This is a genomic window from Pseudomonas sp. MYb60, assembly GCF_002979555.1.
In the GTDB taxonomy this organism is placed as follows: Bacteria; Pseudomonadota; Gammaproteobacteria; order Pseudomonadales; family Pseudomonadaceae; genus Aquipseudomonas.
In genome coordinates this window covers 215,407-238,135 of record NZ_PCOZ01000003.1, presented here as the reverse complement: position 1 = coordinate 238,135, position 22,729 = coordinate 215,407, and the positions used below count along the sequence as shown (strand labels likewise).

The window sequence follows — 22,729 nt, the reverse complement described above, 5'->3', positions numbered from 1 at the left end:
GCCGCCCTGCCAATTCTGCACAGGCAGGAAAAATTGTAGTAGTTAATCTGCCATGAGTAAATCATGTCTTGAGTCTCAATAACATTATCTCTGCGCGCCAAGTCTGTGACTATTGAGTGATTGAATGAACTCACCACAGGGTAATGGCTTGCCGAACAGGTAGCCTTGCAAGAAGTCCACCCCTTGCTTGGCCAGGTATTCGCACTGCTGTGCAGTTTCCACACCCTCCGCGACGATGCCCAGGTCCAGTTTGGTCGACAGTTCAATGATGCTGTCCAGAATATGCCGTGACAGTGCATCGGCGCCGATCATGGCGACAAAACTCTGGTCGATCTTCAAGTAATCCACATTGAAGTGACGCAAGTAACCCAGGCTCGAGTGTCCGGTGCCGAAGTCATCAATCGCGATCATCACGCCCAACCCGTGCAAAGCGTCGAACAGTTGGTGGGTGATCTCGGTGGGGGTGATCAGCTCACGCTCGGTCAACTCCAGTACCAGGGTAACCTGACCCGGTGCGAAGGCAGCCAGGAACTCACGGCAGTCGTCCACCAGCGCCAGGTCCTGACAATGCCGGGCCGTGATGTTCACGCCGATGTGGAACCCCGGGCTGAACAGTGCGGCGTGAGGCGCCAGTTGCGCGGCGGTCTGGCGCAGCAGGGCACGGGTCATCGGTACGATCAGGCCCGAATGCTCGGCCAGCGGAATGAACAGGTCAGGGCATACCAGGCCTTCCTTGGGGTGCTGCCAGCGCATCAGCACTTCGCAGCCGGCCCATTCGCGGGTATCGCCGCGCACGACAGGCTGGTAATAGGCGATGAATTCGTCGGCACCCAACGCACGACGCAATTCATGGGTGGGGGCCGATGAGCGCTTTTGCAGCCAATGGGCGAGGATGCCCGCCATCACGCCGAAAAACACCAGCAAGCTGAATAAGGCGGGATAGCGGGCCTGCATGTACCGCCACACCTCGCCGGCAGGCATGCCGGCGGCGACACTGTAGGGATAACGCGCGGAGGCCAGTTGGTGATGGGCAACCGCAAAGACCGGCACTGCCGTGTGCTGCACCTGGCCGGCACCACTCAGCCAGTTGGGGCCGACTTGCAGCACCAGGTCGGCATAACGGCTGATCAAGCGCAGCACATTGGTCAGGTGGTAACCGTCAATTGAAGCAAAGGCCGCCTTGTCGCCATCTACCAGCCGAAACACCAGCAGGGCAGTGTCCGGCGTCACCGGGTTGCCATTCATCAGCCACAAACGGCCATCCACATAATCGTCGGGGTTGACCGGTGACTCATAGTCGCTGCCAAACAGCGAGCTGCAGTAGATGTTCCTCTGCCAGGACAAGGTGGTTGCCCGCACGAATGGCCGGCGTGTGACCTGGTCACGCAGGGCCCACTGCGCGGCGTTATCACAGGGTTTTCCCGCGAGCGGCATCAAGGCTTGAGCGGCGAGGGTGGTGTTGTCGAGCATCAGGTCGAACTGGCGCACGGCCTCCTGGGCGGTCTGCGCGGTGCTTTGCTGCAAGGTACGCTCGGCCTGCCAGTACAGGATGACGACCCCCAGTGCGACCGGCAGCAGCGCACTCAGCGTGGTGATCAGATAGCGTGTGGCGCGTTTTCGCGGGCCGTTGACGGTCAGGGGCATGGGGGGAACGGCCTGTCGCAGGAATCGGAGTGAGTCTGATGATAGATGGGGCGGCCACAATAAGCTCGCCGTACCTAGCCGTTCGGTCAGTAGGCACCTGGGTGGGAGTTACCTAAGATCGAGCTGTCAGTTTTGCTTCACGGACGGGTTGGTCATGAAAAGCAAATGTTTGGCAATTGCAATGGTAATGAGCCTGGCAGTCGGCGGCGGCGCGAGTACGGCCAATGCGGCGGATGGGCAAATCTCGATTACCGGCCAGATTGAAGGCACCACCTGTGCCATCAGCGGGGGTACGGGGCCTTCACCGGGAGGCACGAATAACTTCCAGGTGGCGCTCAGCAAGGTGCAGGTCTCTGCATTGAAAGAAGCCGGGGCCACGGCGGGCAGCAGGCCGTTCTACATCTACGTGGGCGGAGGCGGTTCACCCTGTACCACCGGCGCGGTTGCCGTGCACTTTGAAAGCTCCAGTCCCGGGATCAGTTCGCTGACCGGCAACCTGCTCAATACGGCTGCGTCGGGCGCCGGCAATGTTCAGGTGCAGATCATTGACGGCACCGTGAACGCGCCGATTGATTTGCGCCTGGGGAGCAACTCGACGTCGGTCACGCTGGACGCCACCAGTGGGATTGCGACTTTGCCCTTTTTTGCCCAATACATCGCGACCGATGCGGCAACCGAAGGTCCCGTCAAGGCGGACGTGCAGTACTCCATCACGTTCCCGTGAACCGGTACCGGGCAGGAGGACATCATGGCATCGTCATCACGCAGATCCTGTCGACACCTGGCGCTGGCCCTTTTCCTCCTGCCCCTCATCGCGGCCCCCATCGCGGCTGCCGGAGTGATCATCACCGGCACCCGCCATATCTACCCCGAGCGCCAGCGTGAAATCACCATCCAGATCACCAACGAGGACACCCAGGCACCGCGCCTGGTCCAGGCCTGGGTTGAGCACGCCGGGCACCTGGACGGGCCTGACGCCAGCGACGTGCCGTTCAGCCTGTCACCGCCGGTGTTCCGCGTGGACGGTGGCAAAGGCCAGGCGATCCGGTTGGTGTACACCGGCGAGGCCTTGCCGGCCGATCGTGAATCGCTGTTCTGGCTGAATGTGCTGGAAGTCCCGCCCAAGGTGAATCCAAACGATAGCGCCTACGACATCCCCGAACTGAACTACCTGCGCTTTGCCTTTCGCATACGCACCAAGGTGTTTTTCCGCCCAGCACGGCTCAAGGGCTCGCCCGATGACGCCATGGGCCAGTTACGCTGGAACCTGCATCAGGGCGCGGGGCGCTTGCAACTGGTGGTCAGCAACCCTTCGCCCTATCACGTCACCTTCAATGATGTGGCGTTGGCATTGGGCTCCCGCGCCGATGCCCAGTTGCTGCAGGGCGAAAGTGGCATGGTGGCGCCCGGCGCCACCCTGACCCTGTCGCTGCGCGCCCGCCAGGCGTTGGCGGTGCCGTCGGACGCTCAAGTGCATTTTCGCACCATCAATGACTACGGCGCCTTCTCGCCGCCCCAGCGTGCGGCGCTGCGGTTTTGAACCATGAACGGGGCCAGGGTCTATGCAGGGCTGTTCGGCGCGCTTCTGGCATTGGAAGACGTGCAATCCCTGACGTTCGACCTGCAGGCCTTCAGCAGCCAGGTGACGCCGATGGTCGATATCAAACGCTTCGATACGGCCAACGTGCTGATTCCCGGTCGCTACCCCATGGATATCGTGGTCAACGGCGTGCGCCTGGGCCGTCAGCCTGTCGACATCAAGGCAAATGAAGTGGGCGGGCGGGTGCAGCCCTGTGTCGACGCACAGGTCTTGGGCTGGCTGGGCGTCGAACCGCGCACGCTGGCCCCAGCGCCGCGCTATCCGGCGTGCACACCCTTGGAACATTGGTTGCCCTTGGCGTCCGACGCAGTAGACCCCAGTACCCTGCTATGGTCGGTGAGCATTCCCCAGGTCTACCTCAAACGCGCTGCCAGGGGGGCTGTCGACCCCGTCTATTGGGACGATGGCATCGACGCCGCACTGCTCAACTACACGTTCAGTGCCTCGAGCCGGTTGACGGGACGGGGCGAGGACCGACGCTATCTCGGGATCGCCAGCGGCGTGAATATCGGCGCCTGGCGACTGCGACACCAAGGGGCCCAGGCCTGGAACTCGCGCAGCGGCCTGCAGCGTTATCGAAATACCGCCACCTCCTTGCAGCGTGGTCTTGCGCCCTGGCAGGCCCAGCTCACACTGGGGGACAGTTTTGGCGGCGGACGGCTGCTCGAAGGGGTTCGCCTGCGCGGCATCGGCCTGGTATCGGACGAACGCATGCCGGCACAATCCCGGCAAGGCTATGCACCCCAGGTCCACGGCGTGGCCGACAGCAATGCCACCGTGACCGTGCGCCAGAACGGCTACATCCTCTACGAGACCACGGTGGCGCCCGGGCCGTTCGTGATTGACGACCTGTACCCCACAGGGTACGGCGGCGACCTGACGGTCAGCGTCACCGAAGTCGACGGGCGGCGAAACACTTTCATCGTGCCCTGGTCCGTCGCGCCGTTGTTGTTGCGCAGCGGCACTCGCCAGTACAGCCTCAACCTGGGCCATGCACGGCCATATGGTCGCTCCGCAGAAACACCGCTGGTGTTTCAGGGCACCTTGGCCCAGGGCTTGAGCAACGCACTGACCCTGTATGGTGGCGCGTCGCTGACCGAGGCGCACACGCTGGGCAAGTTGGGGTTTGCCGTGGGTACGCCACTGGGGGCGTTTTCGCTTGACCGCAGCGAGTCGCGCACCCGCGTGCCTGACCAGGGCGGCGTCACCGGGCACAGCCTTGGGCTGGGCTACAACAAAAACCTGCCCGTAACAGGGACGCACGTGGTGCTGGGCGCGTACCGGTTTTCATCCGTGGGTTACCGGGGTGTCCATGAGGCCGTGAGTCGCCACGGCCTGGCAGGTATGCCCCGGCAGAAAAACCGGCTCGACTTTACCCTCAACCAACGCCTGGGCGCTGGCACCTTGAGCCTGTTCGGCAGTTCGGTCGACTACTGGCAGCGCCAATACGGGCGCCAGACGTCCTATACCCTCAGTTATGGTGCGCAGTGGAACAAGGTTTCCTGGAACCTGTCGGCCCAGCGCTCACGCATTGAAGACACCCTTCGAACGCCAGCGGATCGCGAACGCAGCGACGAGGTGTTTTTCAGGCGAGCAGGGCTGCCAGGCCGCCTCGACAACCGGCTGGTATTGACGTTGAGCATGCCGTTGGGCACATCGCTGCGCTCACCCAGCCTGTATACCTCGCTCGCTCGCGATCGCGGGGACAGTCGCGGCAGCCAGCAGCAGCTTGGCCTCAGTGGTCTGCTGGGCGAGCAGGGCGCGGTCAACTACGGTATTTCCGGTAGCCGCAGCCGTGCGCCCAGGGGCGCCAGCAACACAGTGAATGCCTATGCGGGAATGCGCACCGGTGTGGCGGATTTGCGCGCCGGCTACGGCCGCGCGCGGGACAGCGCCCAACTGTCCTTCAGTGCCGACGGCGGCGTGGTCCTGCACGAGGGCGGCCTGACCCTGTCGCAGCACTTGGGCGAGGCGTCCGCCTTGGTGCAGGCGCGGGATGCGCAAGGCGCACACCTGGGCAACGGCGTGCGTATCGACCGCAGGGGCTATGCGGTGGTGTCTTCCCTGCGTGCGTTCCAGAACAACGTGCTGACCCTGGATCCACAGGGCATGGCCATGGATGTTGAGCTGCGTGAGTCGTCGCGCAGCGTTACGCCGACACTGGGCGCCATCGCCCGTGTCGACTTCACCACCGTCAGTGGGCGTGCCGTGGTGCTCAAGGCCCTGCGCGACAATGGCCAGCCATTGCCATTCGCTGCCCAGGTGTTCGATGAGCGAGGCCAAGAGGTGGGTGTGGTCGGGCAAGCCAGCAAGGCTTTTGTCCGCGGCATCGCCGAGCAGGGACGGTTGACCGTGCAGTGGAGCGAAGCCCATGACGGCCGCTGCGTTATCGACTATCGGCTGCCACCGCCGCCAGCAGGCGAACGCCAGGCCAGTCCCGACGTGTTGCAGGGCCAGTGTGTGGCAGTCCCGGCGCCGGAGGTCAGCACATGAGGCATCCCAAGATTGCAGGCTGGGTATTGACCCTGGCGATGGCGCTGGGGCCAGCCACGGTACAGGGCAATGCCAATTGCGTCCCGGAGCCGCCAACGGTGGTGGCCATCCCGATGCTCGACGTGCCCGCCAACCCGATCCCCGGACAAATATTGGGTGACCCGAACGGCTACGCATTCGGTCTGCCACACGCCTTGCGCTGTACCTACAGCGGCTTGGTGATCGGTTACTACACCGAGATCAGCCTGGCGCGCGAGACCGTTTCCGCCAACCGAAGGGTCAGCCACTTTGGCTTGAACATCCCGGTGTTTCGAACCGGCGTAGCGGGCGTCGGTTTTGGTGTGGTGGCTCAGGATGAGGGTGATTGGCAGACTGTCGGCACAGGCACCTCGATCATGCGTGGGCCGATCTACCCGCCTCATCCCTCATGGGGGGTGAGGGGGCGCGTGTTTTTCTTTGTCACGGGACCGATCACGGGCGGCGTACTGCTGCCGCGCAACCTGGCCAGTCTCAAGCTCTACACCGACAACAATCGGCACCTGATCAACCTGGGCGCCTCGCTGATTGGGCCGCCGCGCCCACCCACCTGCACGGTCTCCACCCCGAGCCTGAACATGGACCTGGGCATCGTGCCGAATCGCGAGTTCACTGGCGTGGGCAGCAGTGCCGGTTCGGCGAGCGCAACGATTGAGCTTCAATGCGCCGATGGCACCGGCGCCCAGGCCGAGGTCCTGGTCACACTGACCGACCAGACCGAACCGGGTAACCGCAGCAATCAGTTGTCGCTCCTCCCGACGTCGACCGCGCGTGGTGTTGCCCTGCAACTGTTGCACAACGGTACTGCCGTCGCCTACGGCGCCGATTCCAATGCCCTCGGCAACCTCAACCAGTGGCGCGCGGGCAGCACCGACAACGGCACGTTCCAGATCCAACTCACGGCACGCTACCTGCAGACGGCACCCGTCATCGCGCCCGGTACCGCGATGGGTGTCGCGACGTTCACGCTGAGTTACCGATGAAGCGCTGGTGCGCACTGCTGCTGGCCTATTTCGCCGCAGGGGCGTGGGCGGAGGTGGTGATTGATCGCACGCGGCTCATCTACCCCGCCACACAACGCGAGGTAACGGTACATCTCACCAATCAGGCAACGGGGCCACGCCTGGTGCAAGTGTGGATGGACAGCGGTGATGCACAGGTCCGCCCCGAGTTTGTCGACGTCCCCTTCAGCGTGACGCCGCCGATACTGCGCATGGAGGCGGCACAACGGGCATCGTTGCGGGTGTTTTTGCAGGCGGTTGATGGGCAGCGCGAAGCGTCCGACCGTGAAGCGGTGTACTGGCTCAATGTACTGGGCATTGCCCCAAGCCCCGTCGAGGGCGGGCAGGCGAGCGTGCGGCTGGCCATTCGCAGCCGGATCAAAGTGTTCCTGCGGCCCAAGGGCCTGGCCGGCGACGCGGCCTCAGCACCTCAGGCACTGCGATGGCGGTTGTTGGACACGTCATCCGGCGAACTCGAAGTGCATAACCCGACCGGGTTCTACCTGAGCCTGTCGCGTGTGGCGCTGACACGCGCCGGCATCCGCCGCCACAGCCAGGATCCACCCATGCTGGCACCGTTGACCACCACACGCCTGGCGCTGAGCGAGACGCTGCCGGCAAGGGCGGGCCCGGCATCCATCAGTTTCACCACGCTGGATGACTACGGCATACCCAGGCATCACACCCAGCCCTTGCCGTGATAGCACGCAATAAACCGCTTGCACGGGGGAGGACATGGGGATTTGATAAGAGTACGGACAAATGCGGTTACGCTGTGTAGAATCGATTTACGCATACAAGAATATGGACTTGCGCTCACGCAAGCCTCAGCCGTCAGAGACTGATGCAACCATGAAGCTATTGGGTTCTCCCCTCATCTTTGGTGACTTCCTCGCCCGCAGCGTGCGAGGCCTTTCCTGCGCTCCACCCGCCGTCCTCATCCTTGCTCGCCAATAACGCCGTTTATATGACAAGAATGATGAGGTGCCACCATGGCAGACCAATACGAAAACCCAATGGGCCTGATGGGCTTTGAATTCATCGAGTTCGCGTCGCCGACGCCGGGCACCCTGGAGCCGATCTTCGAGATCATGGGCTTCACCAAAGTCGCGACCCACCGCTCCAAGAACGTCCACCTGTATCGCCAGGGCGAGATCAACCTGATCCTCAACAACGAGCCCCACAGCATCGCCTCGTATTTCGCTGCCGAGCATGGCCCGTCGGTGTGCGGCATGGCATTCCGCGTCAAGGATTCGCAAAAGGCCTACAACCGTGCTCTGGAACTGGGGGCCCAGCCGATCCATATCGAAACCGGCCCGATGGAACTGAACCTGCCCGCCATCAAGGGTATCGGCGGTGCGCCGCTGTACCTGATCGACCGTTTCGGTGAGGGCAGCTCGATCTACGACATCGACTTCGTGTTCATCGAAGGCGTGGACCGCAACCCTCAAGGTGCAGGCCTCAAGGTCATCGACCACCTGACCCACAACGTGTATCGCGGGCGCATGGCCTACTGGGCCAACTTCTACGAGAAGCTGTTCAACTTTCGTGAGGCGCGCTACTTCGACATCAAGGGCGAATACACCGGCCTGACGTCCAAGGCGATGAGCGCTCCGGACGGCATGATCCGCATCCCGCTGAACGAAGAGTCATCCAAGGGTGCCGGCCAGATCGAAGAGTTCCTGATGCAGTTCAACGGCGAGGGCATCCAGCACGTGGCGTTCCTCACCGACGACCTGGTGAAAACCTGGGACGCACTGAAGAGTATCGGCATGCGCTTCATGACCGCGCCGCCGGACACCTACTACGAAATGCTGGAAGGCCGCCTGCCCAACCACGGCGAACCAGTCGATCAACTGCAAGCACGCGGCATTCTGCTGGACGGTTCCTCCATCGCTGGCGACAAGCGCCTGTTGCTGCAGATTTTCTCGGAAACCCTGATGGGGCCGGTGTTCTTCGAGTTCATTCAGCGCAAGGGCGATGATGGATTTGGCGAGGGTAATTTCAAGGCCTTGTTCGAGTCCATCGAACGTGACCAGGTGCGTCGCGGTGTGCTGACCACCGAGTAACCCTGAGCGCGACATCAACGCCCGGTTGAGAGGTTTTCAACCGGGCTTTTTATTGCGTCCGAATTGGTAACAAGTGCTTCCTACGATCTCTGGAACGGTTCCTGGCGCACCTATCACACAGGGAGAGTGGCGGAATGTGAATACTCCTTCGCCACTTAGACATCTTGTCAAACACCCTCATAGGAAGCGTTACATGAAAAAACAAACACTGGCGTTTGCGTTGCTGGCCATTTGTGGATTGGGCGCCAGTTCGGCTTTCGCCGCCGACGGCACCATCAGCATCTCCGGTTCGATCACCGGCAGCACCTGCACCATCAGCGGTGGTACCGGCGCCGCACCGGGTTCGGGCGCAAACTTTCCAGTAGCCCTGGATCGTGTCCAAGCCTCTGCGCTTTCGTCCGCGGGCGCCACGGCGGGCGACAAACGCTATTTCATCCACGTAGTTGGCGCCACGTGCCCTGAGGGCACCAAAGTCGCTGTTCTGTATGAAGCGACCAGCCCGGCGATCAACCCTGCCACCGGTAACCTGAAAAACACGGCGACCGCTACACCGGCATCCAAAGTCGAAGTGCAAATCGTCGATGGCGCCATCAACAGTCCGATGGACCTGCGCCTGGGCCAGGCGTCGACGATGGCAACCGTCACTGGCGGCACCGCATCGATGCCGTTCTACGCGCGCTACATCGCTACCGGTGGTGCAGCCGGCCAAGGCCTGGTCAACACCAGCGTGCAGTACACCGTTACGTTCCCTTGATTGGAGCGGATTGAACTCAATCCCGCTTGCTGCAAGCGCCCCGTCCGGCTAGCCGGGTGGGGCACTGACCTCCATCAAGGAACGTGCAATGCCGAACTTCCCAACCTCCTGGATTCATAGGGTGACTGGCGCCGCGCTGTGCATGGCAGCCGCTCTGGTTTCTCAGGCACTCAGCGCTGGCGTGATCATTGACGGCACGCGCCAGATCTACCCGGAGCAGCGTCGCGAGATCACCGTGCGCCTGACCAATGACGACACGCTTGCGCCGCGGCTTGTCCAGGCCTGGCTGGACAGTGGTGCTCAGGAGCAGGGCCCTGAGCACAGCGATGTCCCGTTCACGCTGTCGCCGCCGGTTTTTCGACTGGACCCGGGCAAGAGCCAGACCATGCGCTTGTCGTACACCCGGCAACCGCTGCCCTCGGACCGCGAGTCGGTGTTCTGGCTCAACGTGCTCGAAGTGCCCCCGGCGGCCAACGAGTTCGACCCCGCGCTCGAGGAGGGGGAGCGTAACCAGTTGCGCTTCGCCTTCCGGATTCGTACCAAAGTGTTCTTCCGCCCGACGGATCTGCCCGGAGCGCCGGCAGAGGCGCATGAACAATTGCGCTGGCAGCTCGATCACAGCGCTAAAGAAACGGCCCTGGTGGTGCACAACCCATCCGCTTATCACGTGACCTTCAACGATGTCGCGCTGGTCATGGGGGCACGCAAGGTGGCCGTAGACATCGGTATGGTCGAGCCGGGGAAAACCCTGCGCCTGCCTGTACGCACGCCCTTGCGCACCGTGCCCCCTGATGCGCAGGTCGACTTTACGTATATCAACGATTTTGGCGGGTTCTCTGCCATGCAGCGCACCTCGCTGCACCGTTGATTCCCGTACACCCGGCACTAAGCGAATGGATGACCATGCCTAATCACGTCCAACTCAGGGTGCATCGCCACGCCCCCATTTTACCTTTCCCCCGGCGAACACTGATGCTGGGCAGCCTCATCAGCGCGGCGTTGATGTCCCATGAAGCCGCCTTGGCGTCGACGCAGAGCTTCGACCTGAATGCGTTTTCCAACAGCCTTGGCGCCATCGATACAACACGCTTCAGCACCAGCAATGCGATGAGCCCTGGCACTTACCGTGTGGATATCGTGGTGAACGGCCAGCCCATCGGGCGGCGCGACGTGCTTTTCAAGGAGGCCGCCGACAGCGCCAGCGCCCAGCCGTGCCTGAGCCGGGAGATGCTTGAGCAGCTTGGCGTTGCCCTGGATAAGGCCGAGGCCGATGGCCCACAGCACACCGCCCTGGCGGGTGAGTACTGCGGCGACCTGGGACGCTGGATTCCCCTGGCCAGCAGCAGCTTCGACGCGGGAGCGCTGGAGTGGAGCGCCAGCGTGCCTCAGGTGTATATGCAAAAGTCCCACAGGGGCTACATCGACCCCGCGTATTGGGATGATGGTATCGATGCCGGGTTGCTCAACTACAACTTCAGTACCTCAACCATCACGGCGGGTGAGGGGCAGGACCGCGCCTACCTGGGGCTCAATGCCGGCCTCAATCTTGGGCCCTGGCGGCTCAGGCATCAGGGCGCACAAGCCTGGGACGGCAGGACGGGCCTGCAGACCTATCAGAACACGGCCACTGATGTGCAGCGCAGCATCGCCCCGCTCAAGTCGCAGTTGACCGTGGGCGATACGTTCAGCAGTGGCCAGATTCTTGAAAGCGTCAGGGTGCGTGGCGTTACCCTGGCCACCGATGATCGGATGCTGCCGCAATCCCAGCAGGGCTATGCGCCCCAGGTGCGGGGCGTGGCCGACAGCAACGCAACGGTCACCGTCAGCCAGAACGGCTATACGATCTACGAGACCACCGTCGCGCCCGGTCCCTTTGTGATCGAAGACCTCTATGCCACCGGTCAAGGCGGTGACCTGACGGTGAGCGTCACGGAAGTCGACGGACGCCGTAATACGTTTGTCGTGCCGTACTCGGTGGCACCCCAGTTGCTGCGCGCTGAAGGGTTCAAATACAGCCTGACAGCCGGCCATGTCGAGCAACGAGGCGTGGTCGACAACCAGGAGCCGGTGTTGCAGGGCACGCTCCAGTACGGCGTGACAGATGAACTGACCCTGTATGGCGGCGGTTCGGTGGCCGCGGATTACACCCAGGGCAAGCTCGGCATCGCCATGAGCACGGCGATGGGTGCGTTCTCCCTGGACGGCAGCAGTTCGAGTGCCCAGGTGGAGAATGTGGGGCTGATGTCGGGGCGCAGTTTCGGCCTGGGCTACAACAAAAGCTTGCCGTTCACGGGTACCCACTTTGCCCTGGGTGCCTACCGGTTTTCCACTGAGGGTTACCTGAGCCTGCCCGATGCCCTCAACGTGCGTGACCTGGGCCGGCGCAATCAGAATATCGACGCCTACGCCCGACAAAAAAGCCGGCTCGACCTGACCATCAGCCAGAAGCTGGGGGATGGCACCCTAAGCCTGTATGGCAGCTCGGTTGATTACTGGCAACAGCAACAAGGCCGACAAACGTCCTATACCGTCAGTTACGGCTCGACCTGGAACACCTTGAGCTGGAACCTCTCCGCCCAGCGCTCGCGTATCCAGGATACCCGTCAGTTGACTGCCCGCGAACACAGCGACGACGTGTTCTTCGGCACCGTGGGGCAGGCGGGCAGGGTGGACAATCGTTTCATGCTGACGCTGTCGATGCCCCTTGGCACACAGCCTGATTCGCCCAGTATCAACACCTCGTTCTCACGCGATACCGGTGACAGTCGTGGCAGCCAGCAACAAGTGGGCCTGAGCGGACTGATGGGCGAACATGCCGAAGTCAACTATGGCGTGTCGGCCAGCCGCGCCACCAGCGGGGACAGCCGCTCCAGCCAGGCCAACGTGTACGCCGGCTACCGCGCCGACACCACCAGCTTGCGCGCAGGCTATGGGCAAAGTCGTGACAGCTCGCAGGGCTCATTCGGCGCCGACGGAGCCGTGGTTGCGCATGCGGGCGGCGTGACCTTTGCGCAGAGCCTGGGTGAGGCGTCTGCCCTGGTGCATGTGCCGGGCGCCGAGGGCGCAAGGCTTGGCAACGGCAGCGGTACACGTCTTAACGGTGGCGGGTACGCGGTGGTGCCATCGCTGACCGCATTCCAGAGCAACGCCGTGAGTATCGATCCGCAAGGCATGTCGATGGATGTCGAGTTGCAGGAGTCGACGCGCAATGTCGTCCCGACTGTAGGTGCGTTGTCGCTGGTCAAGTTCGAGACCAACAGTGGGCGTGCGGTCGTGGTCAAGGGCCAGCGCGAAGATGGCGGCCCACTGCCGTTCGCGGCGCAAGTGTTCGACGAGTTGGGGCGCGAAGTCGGCGTGGTTGGCCAGGCAAGCAAAGCCTTTGTACGGGGTGTCGCCGACAGCGGCTCGTTGACGGTGAAGTGGAGTGAAGCGGCGGATGGACAATGCCGTATCCATTACCAACTGCCGGCCCGGCAAACAGGTGAACGCCAGACCCGTACCGATTTTCTGCAAGGGGTATGTATGAAATCGTCGCCCGAATTGGGAGTGAGCACGCTGTGAAATTTATCTGTGTGGTGAAACGTTGGGCAGGGACCGGTCGCGGGCTAAAACGCTTGGGTGCGTATGGATTGGCGCTGCTGGCGGTGCTGGGTTCGTCCCATGCCTTCGCCAGGGGAAAGTGCACGCCATCGGCGGCAACGGTTCTGCCAGCGCTGACGATGACGGTTTCACCGAGCCATCCTGTCGGCACAGCCGTGGGGGCAGCCGGCGGGTATGCATTCGGGCCTTCTGCGGGATATGCCATGAGTTGCTACTACGTTGAATGGCCGTTTGAATATTATGCCGAGTCGCGAATCAACACCGTCAGCCTGAACTATACGGGCCGAAACTTCAGTTATGGCGGTGTCAGCATGCCGGTCTATTACACGGCGATAGGGGGCGTGGGCATGGCCATGATGGCCAAGGATCCCAACCAACCTTTCAGGGCGGTCAGCGTCAACCCCGTGGCGCTGCATGGCGCCAGCCACAATAAACCGGGCATCTGGGGACTGGACGGGCGGATGTTCCTGGTGGCGATCGGGCCAGTCACCGGTGGCTCGCTTCCGAGGGCGGAATGGGCCAGGTTTACCGTGACCGACGCTGACATCGGATCGCCCGGTTATCACAGCGTCATATTCAACCCGATCACGGTCAACCTTCCGGCCAGGCCGACTTGTCGCGTCAATACCCGGGCACTGGATATGCCTTTGGGTGACATAGCAATCGAGCGTTTCGGTGCGGTCGGCAGCACGGCTGGCAGCGTTACCGGCAATGTCAGCATGACCTGCAGTGGCGGCGGCACAGGTACGACGCGTGAGGTGTTCATGACCCTCACTGACCAGACGGCACCGTCCAACCGCAGTGACCGGCTGTCCCTCACCACGGATTCGACCGCTCAAGGCATCGGCATACAAATGCTGCGCAACGGCACACTGATCCGCTACGGTGCCGACTCTGCAACCGTGGGCAACACCAACCAATGGCGCGTGGGCGCCTACGGCAATTCCACGTTTACTATCCCGCTGTCCGCCCGCTACGTGCGCACGGCACAGGATATCTCGCCGGGGACCGCCAAAGGGCGCGCAACTTTCACCATGGCTTATCGCTGATGCGCGGGATGGCCAAAGCGCTGGGGACCGGCTTGCTGCTGGTCGCCAGCGCGCTGTCGGCACACGCGGAGATTGTGATTGACCGAACGCGGGTGATCTACCCAACGGACGCCAGAGAAGTCACCCTCACCTTGCACAATGAGGCGGAAGGCCCCCGGTTGGTGCAGTTGTGGATCGATCAGGGAGATGGCCAGCAATCACCGGAATTGACCGACGTTCCCTTCACGTTCAATGCGCCGATCGTGCGGATAGAGGCGGGGAAGCGATCAGCGCCAAGGCTGTTCCTGGATGCGGACAGTCGAGAGGGGTTGCCCAACGACCGTGAGTCGCTGTACTGGCTCAACGTCCTGAGCATCGCGCCATCGGCCGAGAAACAGGAAGCGGTGGGCAACGTTCAGTTCGCCTTCCGTACCCGGATCAAGCTTTTCCTGCGGCCCGCCTCGCTTAAAGCACCGATCAATGAAGCGCCGGGCAAGCTTCAGTGGCGCAAGGCCGGGCACGAGGCGGTGCATGTCAGCAACCCCGGCCCCTACCATGTCACCTTGTCCAGCATCACCTGGCACGACCAGGCGGGCGCGTTGAGTACCGATGATCCCCCGATGCTTGGGCCGTTCGAGTCGGCCAGGGTGACGTTGTCCAGGACAGGGCCGGGATCGTCAGACCCGCGGCTGCTGACGTTCACCACCCTAGATGACCTCGGCTACAGCCAATCCCATCAAGCAGCGGTGGCTGCCGACGATTGAACTCACACCCGACGCTGGCGTACCAGATGCTTGAAGCCCTCGTACACCAGCACCATCACGGCCAGCCAGATCGGAATATAGGTCAGCCATTCGCTACCCTTGATGCCTTCACCCAGGATCAGCGCCACGCCCAGCAGCAGTACCGGCTCGACATAGCTGAGCAACCCGAACACGCTGAACGCCAACAGTCGACTGGCAATGATGTAGCTCACCAATGCCGAGGCACTGATCAGGCCCAACAGCGGGATCAAGGTGTACAGCCTGGGGTGGGCGTCCATCACCGCAAAGCCCTGTTCGCCACTTTGCACAAACCACCAGGCCACCGGCAGCATGAACGTCATGTCCAGCCAGAGGCCGCCGAGGTTGTCGGTCTTGAGGTATTTGCGCACGATGAAATAGACCGGGTAGCCGATGATCACCACCAGCGTCGCCCAGGAAAACCCGCCCGCCTGGTACAACTCGTTCAACACGCCGAGGGCAGCGAACGCCACCGCAATCTGTTGCAGGCGCGACAGGCGTTCGCCGTAGACCAGGCGCCCGGTCAGCACCATGGTCAGCGGCAGCAGGAAGTAGCCCACCGAGACATCCAGGCTGTGCCCGTTCAGCGGCGCCCACATGAACAACCACAACTGCACGCCGAGCAGGGCCGAGGACAGCACCACGCCGCCGATCAGCGCCGGGTCGCCGGCGAGCATGCGCAGCAACTCCCACACCCGTCGCCATTCGCCGCTGACGATCATGAACACCGTCATGCACGGCACGGTCAGCAACATGCGCCAGCCAAAAATCTCCAGACCGCTCAAGGGCGTCAGCAGTGATGTGAAGTAATACATCACGGCAAACAACACCGAGGCCAAGACCGATAACACAACACCTTTAGACACGCTGTCCTCGCCAAAACCGATTGTTGCAAATGAGGCGCTGATTATGGTGCTTTTGGCATGAACGTGCTGCGCTGTTTTGGGGCATTTTTACGCACGTTTTCCAGGCCATGCACCGTCGGTGTGATCGTTTGCGGTGAGCGAGGTTCAGGTACGGGGGAAGCGGCCTGACACGAAGTGCCCCACGTCATTGAAGCCCGGTGTCGACGAATGCCCCGGCGTCACCAGCGAATCGATGAACGCTTCGTCCTCGGCGGTGATTTTCACGTCCAGTGCGCCCGTGTAGGCATCCCACTGCGCTTCGGTGCGCGGACCGACAATGGCCGAACTCACGGCGCCGTTGTTGAGTACCCAGGCAATCGCAAACTCGACCATCCCCACGCCGCGCCCTTGGGTGTATTGCTGAATCTGTTGGGCGATCCGCAGCGATTCCACGCGCCACTCGGTTTCCAGGATGCGTTTGTCCTGGCGCGCGGCGCGGCTGCCGGCCTCCGGGGTGATATCCGGCGCATATTTGCCGCTGAGCACCCCTCGGGCCAGCGGGCTGTAAGGCACTACGCCCAAGCCGTAGGCAGTCGCGGCGGTGATTTGCTCGATTTCGGCCTGGCGGTTGACGATGTTGTACAGCGGCTGGCTGATCACCGGCTTGTCCACACCCAGGCGCTCGGCCACGCGGATCACCTCGGCAATGCGCCAGCCACGGTAATTGGACAGGCCCCAGTAGCGGATCTTGCCCTGGCGCATCAGGTCGCCAATCGCCGACACCGTGACGTCCAGCGGCGTGTCGTGGTCCTCGCGATGCAGGTAGTAGATGTCGAGGTAGTCGGTGTCCAGGCGGGTGAGGCTGGCATCGATCGCGTTGAAGATGCGCTTGCGGCTCAAGCCGCTGCGGTTGGGCACGCCGTCGGCAGGGCCGATCGCCACCTTGGAAGCCACCACCCAGTCCTGGCGGTGGCGGGCGATGGCCTCGCCGACGATCTCCTCGGAGCGCCCGCCGGTGTAGACGTCCGCCGTGTCGATGAAATTGATGCCCTGGTCCCAGGCCTTGTCGATGATGCGCAGCGAGTCCTCGGTGTTGGTCTGTTCGCCAAACATCATGGTGCCCAGCGTCAAGGCGCTGACCTTCAAGCCGGACTGGCCCAACGTGCGGTAGATCATGGAAAACTCCTGCTGTCGGTTGAACATGGGCTCATGCAATACCAGACTCGAAGGCTCTGGAACAAGCCCAGCACGTGTTTCTTCATGGACTCAGCAGGGCCCGACAGCGTTCTTGCAGAAATCGGTGCAGCACTTTCACCCGCTCTGGCACCTGCAGGCGGTGCGGACACATCAGGTTCAAGGGGGCCGGCTCTCCCTGCCAGCCATCGAACAGCGGCACCAGTCGGCCGGCGGCGATATCACCGATCACGTCGAGCCTGGCCTTGTAGGCCACGCCGTGTCCGGCCAAGGCCCAGCGCCGTACGATTTCACCGTCGTCGCTGAGAAAATCCCCACTCACCTCGACGTCCTGCTGCTGGGTACCTTGGCTAAAGCGCCAGGTCTTGCTCACCTGGCCCTGGCGCATGTACCGCAGCGCGCTGTGCCGGGACAAATCATGGGGGACCACTGGGGTACCGTGACGTGCAAGGTAGTCGGGGCTCGCGCAGGCGACCCGGTAATGGTCTGGCGCAATGGGCAATGCCACCAGGGTCGAATCCTGGGGTACGCCAAAACGCAGGGCGATGTCCACGGTGTCACGGAACAGGTCGGCATTGCTGTCGTTGAGCATCAGTTGCAGACGGATATTGGGGTGCAGGCCCTTGAATTCATCCAGCCAGCCGCGCACCACGTTGCGACCGAAGTCCGACGGCGCAGCCACTTGCAACAAGCCGGTGAGGCCTTGGCCCTGCTGCTTCAGCGCTTGCTCGCCCTCGGACAACGCCGCCAGCGCCACGCGCACGCTGTCGAGATAACGCCGGCCTTCTTCGGTGAGGCGCATGCTGCGGGTGGAGCGGGCGAGCAAGCGTATGCCCAGGCGCGTCTCCAGACGCTTGAGCGCAATGCTCGCCGCCGCCGGGGTCAAGCCCAACCCACGTGCAGCGGCGGACAAGCTGCCGGTGTCAGCGGTGCGCACAAAGACTTCAAGGTCGAGGATCGAGCTCATTTATAAAAATCCTTTAAAGATCTTGTGCTTTTACCCGGATTTTTCGCTGATTGCCAAGCTGGGAAGATGATCGCTCACTTTTTCAGCCAGGGCATTTCCTCATGACTTCTTCCCTTAGCGGTAAAACCGTCATCGTGATCGGCGGCAGCAGCGGTATCGGCGCGGCCGTGGCACAAGCCGCGACTGCGCGTGGCGCACAGGTGGTACTGGCCGGTCGACGCCTGGCGTCGGGCCGTGACAATGGCTTGCGCAGTGAACCGGTGGACGTCACCGACGCCGCTTCCCTGCAACGCCTGTTCGAAACCGTAGGGCGCTTCGACCACCTGGTCTACACCTCCGGCCCGTCGGTTCGGGCCAAGCACTTGGCAGAGACCGACCTTGTTGAAGCCCAGGACAATTTCAATGTAAAGCTCTGGGGCGCACTGCGGGCGATCCAACTGGCCCTGCCTTACCTCGATGAGCGTGGCAGCATCAGCCTGACCTCCGGGCAATTGGGGCGCAAATTGGCAGCGGGCCAGTTCATCAAGATCGGCATCAATGCCGCGACCGAAGCGCTGGGCAAACAATTGGCCAAGGAGCTGGCACCGCGCCGGGTCAATGTGATCAGCCCGGGCGTGATCGATACGCCGGCCTATGCCGGGTTGGCCGAAGAGCAACGTTCGGCGATGTTTGCCAAGGCGGGCAGTGCATTGCCGGTTGGACGGGTAGGGCAGGCGGAAGAAGTGGCAGCAGGCTATGTGCTGGCCATGGAGAACGGCTACATCACCGGCAGTGTTATCGACATCGACGGCGGCGGCCTGCTGTAAACACTGGGCAATCCTGTGGGAGTGGGTTTGCCTGCGATAGCGGTTGGGAATTCACCCTCGTCATCGCAGGCAACCCCGCTCCCACATGGGCTGCGTCAGGCCTTTAAAGTACGCGTCATGCGCAGGGCCAGCACGCTGCCGGCGACAATCACCGCTGCCAGCAAGTACAGCGCCATGTCGGTGGAGCCGGTGGCATCCTTCACAAAGCCGACGATATACGGGCTGAGGAAACCGGCCATCTGGCCCATGGAGTTGATCAACGCCAACCCGCCAGCCGCCGCGCCGGCGCTGAGCATGGCGGTGGGTACCGGCCAGAACATCGGCAGGCCGGTGAGGGCGCCCATGGTGGCGATGGTCAGGCCAAGGATCGCGATGGCTGGCGTAGTAGCAAAGTTCACCGCAATCACCAGGCCAATCGCGCCCATCAGCATCGGCACTACCAAGTGCCAGCGACGCTCCTTGCGCAAGTCCGCGGAGCGACCTACCAGCAACATGAACACCGCGGCCAGCAGATAAGGAATCGCACTCAACCAACCAATCACCAGGTTATCGCTGAAACCCAGGTTCTTGATGATCGATGGCAGCCAGAAATTGATCGCGTACACGCCACTCTGAATGCAGAAGTAGATCAGGCCAAACGCCCAGATGGCCGGGTTCTTGAACACTTCGGCAAGCGAGTCGGTGGTGGTTTTTGGCTTGTTCGCCAGGTCGGTCGCCTGATCGGCTTCCAGCACCGCGCGCTCGTGGGGCTTGAGCCACTTGGCGTTGGCAAAGCTGTCGCTGAGCAGGAAATAGGCGAGGGCACCGAGCACTACGGTCGGGATACCTTGCAACAGGAACATCCACTGCCAACCTGCGAGGCCACCCTGGCCGGCGGCGAAATGGTTGAGGATCCAACCGGAGAACGGGCTGCCGAGCAGGCCAGAAACCGGAATCGCCGACATGAACAGCGCCATGATCCGCCCGCGACGGAACGTCGGGAACCACTGCGAGAGGTACAGCACGACGCCAGGGAAGAAGCCCGCCTCGGCAGCCCCGGTAAACAGGCGCAAAGTGTAGAAGTGCGTCGGTGTGGTGACGAACAGCAGGCAGGTGGACAGGGTGCCCCAGACGATCATCATCAGCGCAATCCAGCGTCGTGGACCGAACTTGGTCAACGCCAGGTTGCTCGGTACGCCGCACAGCACGTAGCCGATGAAGAAAATCCCGGCGCCCAGGCCGTACACGGTTTCACTGAATTTCAACGCATCAAGCATCTGCAGTTTGGCGAAGCCAACGTTTACCCGGTCGAGGTAATTGAACAGATAGCAGATAAAGATGAAGGGGATCAGGCGCAGGGTGATGCGCTTGTAGATGGCGTTTTTATCGTCATCGGTGGCCAGCGTGGCAGTGGCGCTCTGTGACATGGCGGTCTCTCTTTATTATGATTTTTCGCGATGCGAGGGTAACGTTGATCGCCCAAACAGTCTCGGTGACGTCATCGGCTGTGTCTTTGTGCTTGCGCACAGTGAAGCACCCTTTGCGCTGTGCCGCTGAACAACCCACATTCTAGGAACTTAGCCCCATGTTCGAGCTGGATCATGACCTGGCGCAGGATATTGTCGATCGGACCATGGCAATTCTGCCCTACAACGTCAATGTCATGGACAGTCAGGGGTTGATCCTGGGCAGCGGCGAGCCGGAGCGCATCAACACTCGCCACGAAGGCGCGCAGTTGGTGCTGGCGAATGGGCGCGTCGTGGAAATCGACGGCCAGACCGCCAAGCACCTCAAAGGCGTGCAACCGGGCATCAACCTGCCGCTGCTGCATGATCAACGCTTGATTGGCGTGCTGGGCATAACCGGAGAGCCTGAACGCCTCAGAACCTATGCCGAACTGGTGCGCATGACGGCAGAAATGCTGGTCAGCCATCGCCATCAGCAGGCCGAACAGCAGTGGCGTCGCCAGCGTTGCGATGATCTGCTGGCGTTATTGCTTGCCGACAGCGGCGACTCGCCACGCCTGGTGGACGAAGCCCAGCAGTTGGGGCTCAAGCCGCAACTGTCACGTACACCGTACCTGTTCGAGCTGGGTGCCGGGCAATCGGCGGAAGCCTTGGGCACCTGGCTGACCAGTCGCTATCCCGACAGTTGGTGCGTCAGCTCGGCGCAGTTCTCCCTGCTGTGGTGTCGCCCGGCGGTGGCGCAGGTCGACAATCCACGCCTGCTGGAAAAACTCGAGGGCCTGGGCTGGAACATTCTGCGCGTGGCGGTGGGCGGGCAGGCCGAGGGCTTGAGTGGCTTGCGCCGGTGTTACCGCCGCGTGGGCGATTTGCTTGCCTACGGCCGCGACGTGCTGCCCCAATCACGCTTGCTCACCCTCAACCGTTATCGCCTGCCCGTGATGCTCTGGCGCCATCGCAATGACGATGCCCTGGACGAATTGCTCAACCCCTTGCGCAAAGTGCTGGCCAAGGACAGTAACGGCCAACTCCTGGCCACCCTGCGCAGTTGGTGCGAGCACGATGGGCAAAGCCAGGCGTGTGCCGACGCCCTTGGGATTCACCGCAACAGCCTGCGCTATCGCATGGAGCGCATCGCCGAGCTGAGTGGCGTCGACCCGTTGACCCTCGACGGCATGCTCGCGCTGTATCTAGGGGTGCAGCTGCTGCCCCAGGGTTTGTCGAAATGAACAACAAACCTCTGCCCGACTTGTGCATCGGACCGGCGTCAATGTGGGTGCCAACTGGCAGCATGGGCGTTATAAAAACCGGAGAAAGCCCATGAAAATCATCATCGCCCCCGACTCGTTCAAGGACAGCCTGAGTGCCGAAGGCGTCGCCCAGGCGATCGCGGCCGGGTTGCGCGACGTCTGGCCGGATGCACAGCTGATCCAGTGCCCGATGGCCGACGGGGGTGAAGGCACGGTGGACGCGGTGCTCGCCGCCTGCAACGGTGAATTGCGCCGCCAACACGTCCGGGGCCCGCTGGGGGAGACCGTTGAGGCGCGCTGGGGCTGGTTGGCCGACAGCCAGACCGCCATTATCGAAATGGCCGAGGCCAGTGGCCTGCAATTGGTGCCGCCGGGGCAGCGTGATGCCTGCACCACCACCACGTTCGGCACCGGCGAATTGATCCGCGCCGCCCTGGACCTGGGCGCCCGGCGCATCATCCTGGCCATTGGCGGCAGCGCCACCAACGATGGCGGCGCAGGCGCGATGCAAGCCCTCGGCGTACACCTGCTCGATGCCGCGCAACAGCCATTGCCGCCCGGCGGCCTGGGCCTGGCGCAACTGGCCCATATCAATCTTGAACACCTTGACCCACGCTTGGCCCAGGTCCGCTTTGAGATCGCAGCCGACGTGAACAACCCGCTGTGCGGCCCGCACGGTGCCTCGGCGATTTTCGGTCCGCAAAAAGGCGCCAATCCCGGGCAAGTGCAACAACTGGACGCTGCCTTGGGCCATTTTGCGGACCACTGCGCCAAGGTGCTGCCCCACGACGTGCGTGACGAGCCCGGCAGCGGTGCCGCCGGCGGGCTGGGCTTTGCCGCCAAAGCGTTCCTGGGCGCGCAGTTCCGCGCCGGCGTGGAGGTGGTCGCTGAACTGGTCGGCCTGGACGCAGCCGTCCGCGGCGCCGACCTGGTCATCACGGGCGAAGGCCGTTTCGACGCCCAGACATTGCGCGGCAAGACCCCTTTTGGCGTGGCACGCATCGCCCAACGCCACGGCGCGCCGGTGATCGTCATCGCCGGTACCCTGGGCGACGGCTACGAACAGATGTACGCCCACGGCGTGAATGCTGCGTTCGCCTTGCCATCCGGGCCGATGAGCCTGGAGCAAGCCTGCGCCGAGGCCCCGCGCCTGCTCAGTGAGCGGGCGGCGGATATTGCGCGTGTGTGGTGCACCGCTGTGGGCCGCTGACGCCTGCC

At 62.6% G+C, this 22,729-nt stretch carries 19 protein-coding genes; 14 read left to right on the top strand and 5 right to left on the bottom strand.

The features are described from left to right. Positions 1-84 precede the first annotated feature (84 nt). Positions 85-1,644 (bottom strand): EAL domain-containing protein, encoded by a 1,560-nt coding sequence (locus CQ041_RS06640; protein ID WP_105521667.1) that lies wholly within the window; start codon positions 1,642-1,644, stop codon positions 85-87. Between the two features lie 154 nt (positions 1,645-1,798). On the opposite strand from CQ041_RS06640, the gene CQ041_RS06635 reads away from it, so the two are divergent. The 11 genes from CQ041_RS06635 to CQ041_RS06580 all read left to right on the top strand — a co-directional run bounded on the left by CQ041_RS06635 (position 1,799) and on the right by CQ041_RS06580 (position 14,989). After that, entirely contained in the window at positions 1,799-2,368 is a 570-nt protein-coding gene (locus CQ041_RS06635; protein ID WP_105521666.1) for a fimbrial protein, read from the top strand. 24 nt (positions 2,369-2,392) lie between these two features. After that, entirely contained in the window at positions 2,393-3,184 is a 792-nt protein-coding gene (locus tag CQ041_RS06630; protein ID WP_105521665.1) for a molecular chaperone, read from the top strand. 3 nt (positions 3,185-3,187) lie between these two features. Further along, positions 3,188-5,737: a fimbria/pilus outer membrane usher protein gene (locus CQ041_RS06625; protein ID WP_105521664.1), complete on the top strand. Its 2,550-nt coding sequence runs from the start codon at positions 3,188-3,190 to the stop codon at positions 5,735-5,737. Continuing rightward, positions 5,734-6,756, top strand: a complete 1,023-nt coding sequence (locus CQ041_RS06620) for a fimbrial protein (protein WP_105521663.1) — start codon at positions 5,734-5,736, stop codon at positions 6,754-6,756. Before CQ041_RS06625 ends, CQ041_RS06620 begins: the two co-directional genes overlap by 4 nt. Continuing rightward, positions 6,753-7,475 (top strand): molecular chaperone, encoded by a 723-nt coding sequence (locus CQ041_RS06615; protein WP_105521662.1) that lies wholly within the window; start codon positions 6,753-6,755, stop codon positions 7,473-7,475. Before CQ041_RS06620 ends, CQ041_RS06615 begins: the two co-directional genes overlap by 4 nt. Positions 7,476-7,766: 291 nt before the next feature. Continuing rightward, positions 7,767-8,843 carry a 4-hydroxyphenylpyruvate dioxygenase gene (hppD, locus tag CQ041_RS06605; RefSeq protein WP_105521660.1) on the top strand — a complete coding sequence of 359 codons (1,077 nt, stop codon included), beginning with the start codon at positions 7,767-7,769 and terminating at the stop codon, positions 8,841-8,843. Between the two features lie 193 nt (positions 8,844-9,036). Further along, positions 9,037-9,597: a fimbrial protein gene (locus CQ041_RS06600; RefSeq protein ID WP_105521659.1), complete on the top strand. Its 561-nt coding sequence runs from the start codon at positions 9,037-9,039 to the stop codon at positions 9,595-9,597. Positions 9,598-9,685: 88 nt separating this feature from the next. Further along, complete coding sequence (locus tag CQ041_RS06595) at positions 9,686-10,465, top strand: molecular chaperone (protein WP_105521658.1); 780 nt, start codon at positions 9,686-9,688, stop codon at positions 10,463-10,465. A 104-nt stretch (positions 10,466-10,569) separates the two neighbouring features. Beyond that, positions 10,570-13,158, top strand: a complete 2,589-nt coding sequence (locus tag CQ041_RS06590; protein ID WP_256586746.1) for a fimbria/pilus outer membrane usher protein — start codon at positions 10,570-10,572, stop codon at positions 13,156-13,158. Beyond that, positions 13,155-14,246: a fimbrial protein gene (locus tag CQ041_RS26150; RefSeq protein WP_163002570.1), complete on the top strand. Its 1,092-nt coding sequence runs from the start codon at positions 13,155-13,157 to the stop codon at positions 14,244-14,246. The genes CQ041_RS06590 and CQ041_RS26150 overlap by 4 nt, the downstream gene beginning before the upstream one ends. Positions 14,247-14,254: 8 nt before the next feature. Further along, positions 14,255-14,989: a molecular chaperone gene (locus CQ041_RS06580; protein WP_177429360.1), complete on the top strand. Its 735-nt coding sequence runs from the start codon at positions 14,255-14,257 to the stop codon at positions 14,987-14,989. Between the two features lie 2 nt (positions 14,990-14,991). On the opposite strand, the gene rarD is transcribed toward CQ041_RS06580, so the two are convergent. From rarD to CQ041_RS06565, 3 genes are all read right to left on the bottom strand, one after another. Next, positions 14,992-15,873, bottom strand: a complete 882-nt coding sequence (gene rarD, locus CQ041_RS06575) for an EamA family transporter RarD (protein WP_105521655.1) — start codon at positions 15,871-15,873, stop codon at positions 14,992-14,994. Between the two features lie 144 nt (positions 15,874-16,017). Further along, positions 16,018-17,028 (bottom strand): aldo/keto reductase, encoded by a 1,011-nt coding sequence (locus CQ041_RS06570; RefSeq protein ID WP_105521871.1) that lies wholly within the window; start codon positions 17,026-17,028, stop codon positions 16,018-16,020. A gap of 82 nt (positions 17,029-17,110) precedes the next feature. Beyond that, positions 17,111-18,013 carry a LysR family transcriptional regulator gene (locus tag CQ041_RS06565; RefSeq protein WP_105521654.1) on the bottom strand — a complete coding sequence of 301 codons (903 nt, stop codon included), beginning with the start codon at positions 18,011-18,013 and terminating at the stop codon, positions 17,111-17,113. 101 nt (positions 18,014-18,114) lie between these two features. Here CQ041_RS06565 and CQ041_RS06560 point away from each other — a divergent pair, with 101 nt between their 5' ends. Then, positions 18,115-18,819: an SDR family oxidoreductase gene (locus CQ041_RS06560; RefSeq protein WP_105521653.1), complete on the top strand. Its 705-nt coding sequence runs from the start codon at positions 18,115-18,117 to the stop codon at positions 18,817-18,819. A gap of 95 nt (positions 18,820-18,914) precedes the next feature. On the opposite strand, the gene CQ041_RS06555 is transcribed toward CQ041_RS06560, so the two are convergent. Further along, positions 18,915-20,225 (bottom strand): MFS transporter, encoded by a 1,311-nt coding sequence (locus CQ041_RS06555; protein ID WP_105521652.1) that lies wholly within the window; start codon positions 20,223-20,225, stop codon positions 18,915-18,917. A gap of 158 nt (positions 20,226-20,383) precedes the next feature. Here CQ041_RS06555 and CQ041_RS06550 point away from each other — a divergent pair, with 158 nt between their 5' ends. Then, positions 20,384-21,490, top strand: coding sequence for a sugar diacid recognition domain-containing protein (locus CQ041_RS06550; RefSeq protein WP_105521651.1), 1,107 nt, complete (start codon positions 20,384-20,386; stop codon positions 21,488-21,490). Positions 21,491-21,581: 91 nt separating this feature from the next. Next, positions 21,582-22,721, top strand: a complete 1,140-nt coding sequence (locus tag CQ041_RS06545) for a glycerate kinase (protein WP_105521650.1) — start codon at positions 21,582-21,584, stop codon at positions 22,719-22,721. Positions 22,722-22,729 lie beyond the last annotated feature (8 nt).

Coding starts and splice junctions, on each gene's coding strand:
- hppD (WP_105521660.1), top strand. CDS start 7,767: ATGGCAGACCAATACGAAAACCCAATGGGCCTGATGGGCTTTGAATTC.
- CQ041_RS06630 (WP_105521665.1), top strand. CDS start 2,393: ATGGCATCGTCATCACGCAGATCCTGTCGACACCTGGCGCTGGCCCTT.
- CQ041_RS06580 (WP_177429360.1), top strand. CDS start 14,255: ATGGCCAAAGCGCTGGGGACCGGCTTGCTGCTGGTCGCCAGCGCGCTG.
- CQ041_RS06560 (WP_105521653.1), top strand. CDS start 18,115: ATGACTTCTTCCCTTAGCGGTAAAACCGTCATCGTGATCGGCGGCAGC.
- CQ041_RS06590 (WP_256586746.1), top strand. CDS start 10,570: ATGCTGGGCAGCCTCATCAGCGCGGCGTTGATGTCCCATGAAGCCGCC.
- CQ041_RS06640 (WP_105521667.1), bottom strand. CDS start 1,644: ATGCCCCTGACCGTCAACGGCCCGCGAAAACGCGCCACACGCTATCTG.
- CQ041_RS06550 (WP_105521651.1), top strand. CDS start 20,384: ATGTTCGAGCTGGATCATGACCTGGCGCAGGATATTGTCGATCGGACC.
- CQ041_RS06595 (WP_105521658.1), top strand. CDS start 9,686: ATGCCGAACTTCCCAACCTCCTGGATTCATAGGGTGACTGGCGCCGCG.
- CQ041_RS06555 (WP_105521652.1), bottom strand. CDS start 20,225: ATGTCACAGAGCGCCACTGCCACGCTGGCCACCGATGACGATAAAAAC.
- CQ041_RS06615 (WP_105521662.1), top strand. CDS start 6,753: ATGAAGCGCTGGTGCGCACTGCTGCTGGCCTATTTCGCCGCAGGGGCG.
- CQ041_RS06620 (WP_105521663.1), top strand. CDS start 5,734: ATGAGGCATCCCAAGATTGCAGGCTGGGTATTGACCCTGGCGATGGCG.
- CQ041_RS06545 (WP_105521650.1), top strand. CDS start 21,582: ATGAAAATCATCATCGCCCCCGACTCGTTCAAGGACAGCCTGAGTGCC.
- CQ041_RS06625 (WP_105521664.1), top strand. CDS start 3,188: ATGAACGGGGCCAGGGTCTATGCAGGGCTGTTCGGCGCGCTTCTGGCA.
- CQ041_RS06570 (WP_105521871.1), bottom strand. CDS start 17,028: ATGATCTACCGCACGTTGGGCCAGTCCGGCTTGAAGGTCAGCGCCTTG.
- CQ041_RS06565 (WP_105521654.1), bottom strand. CDS start 18,013: ATGAGCTCGATCCTCGACCTTGAAGTCTTTGTGCGCACCGCTGACACC.
- CQ041_RS06600 (WP_105521659.1), top strand. CDS start 9,037: ATGAAAAAACAAACACTGGCGTTTGCGTTGCTGGCCATTTGTGGATTG.
- CQ041_RS06635 (WP_105521666.1), top strand. CDS start 1,799: ATGAAAAGCAAATGTTTGGCAATTGCAATGGTAATGAGCCTGGCAGTC.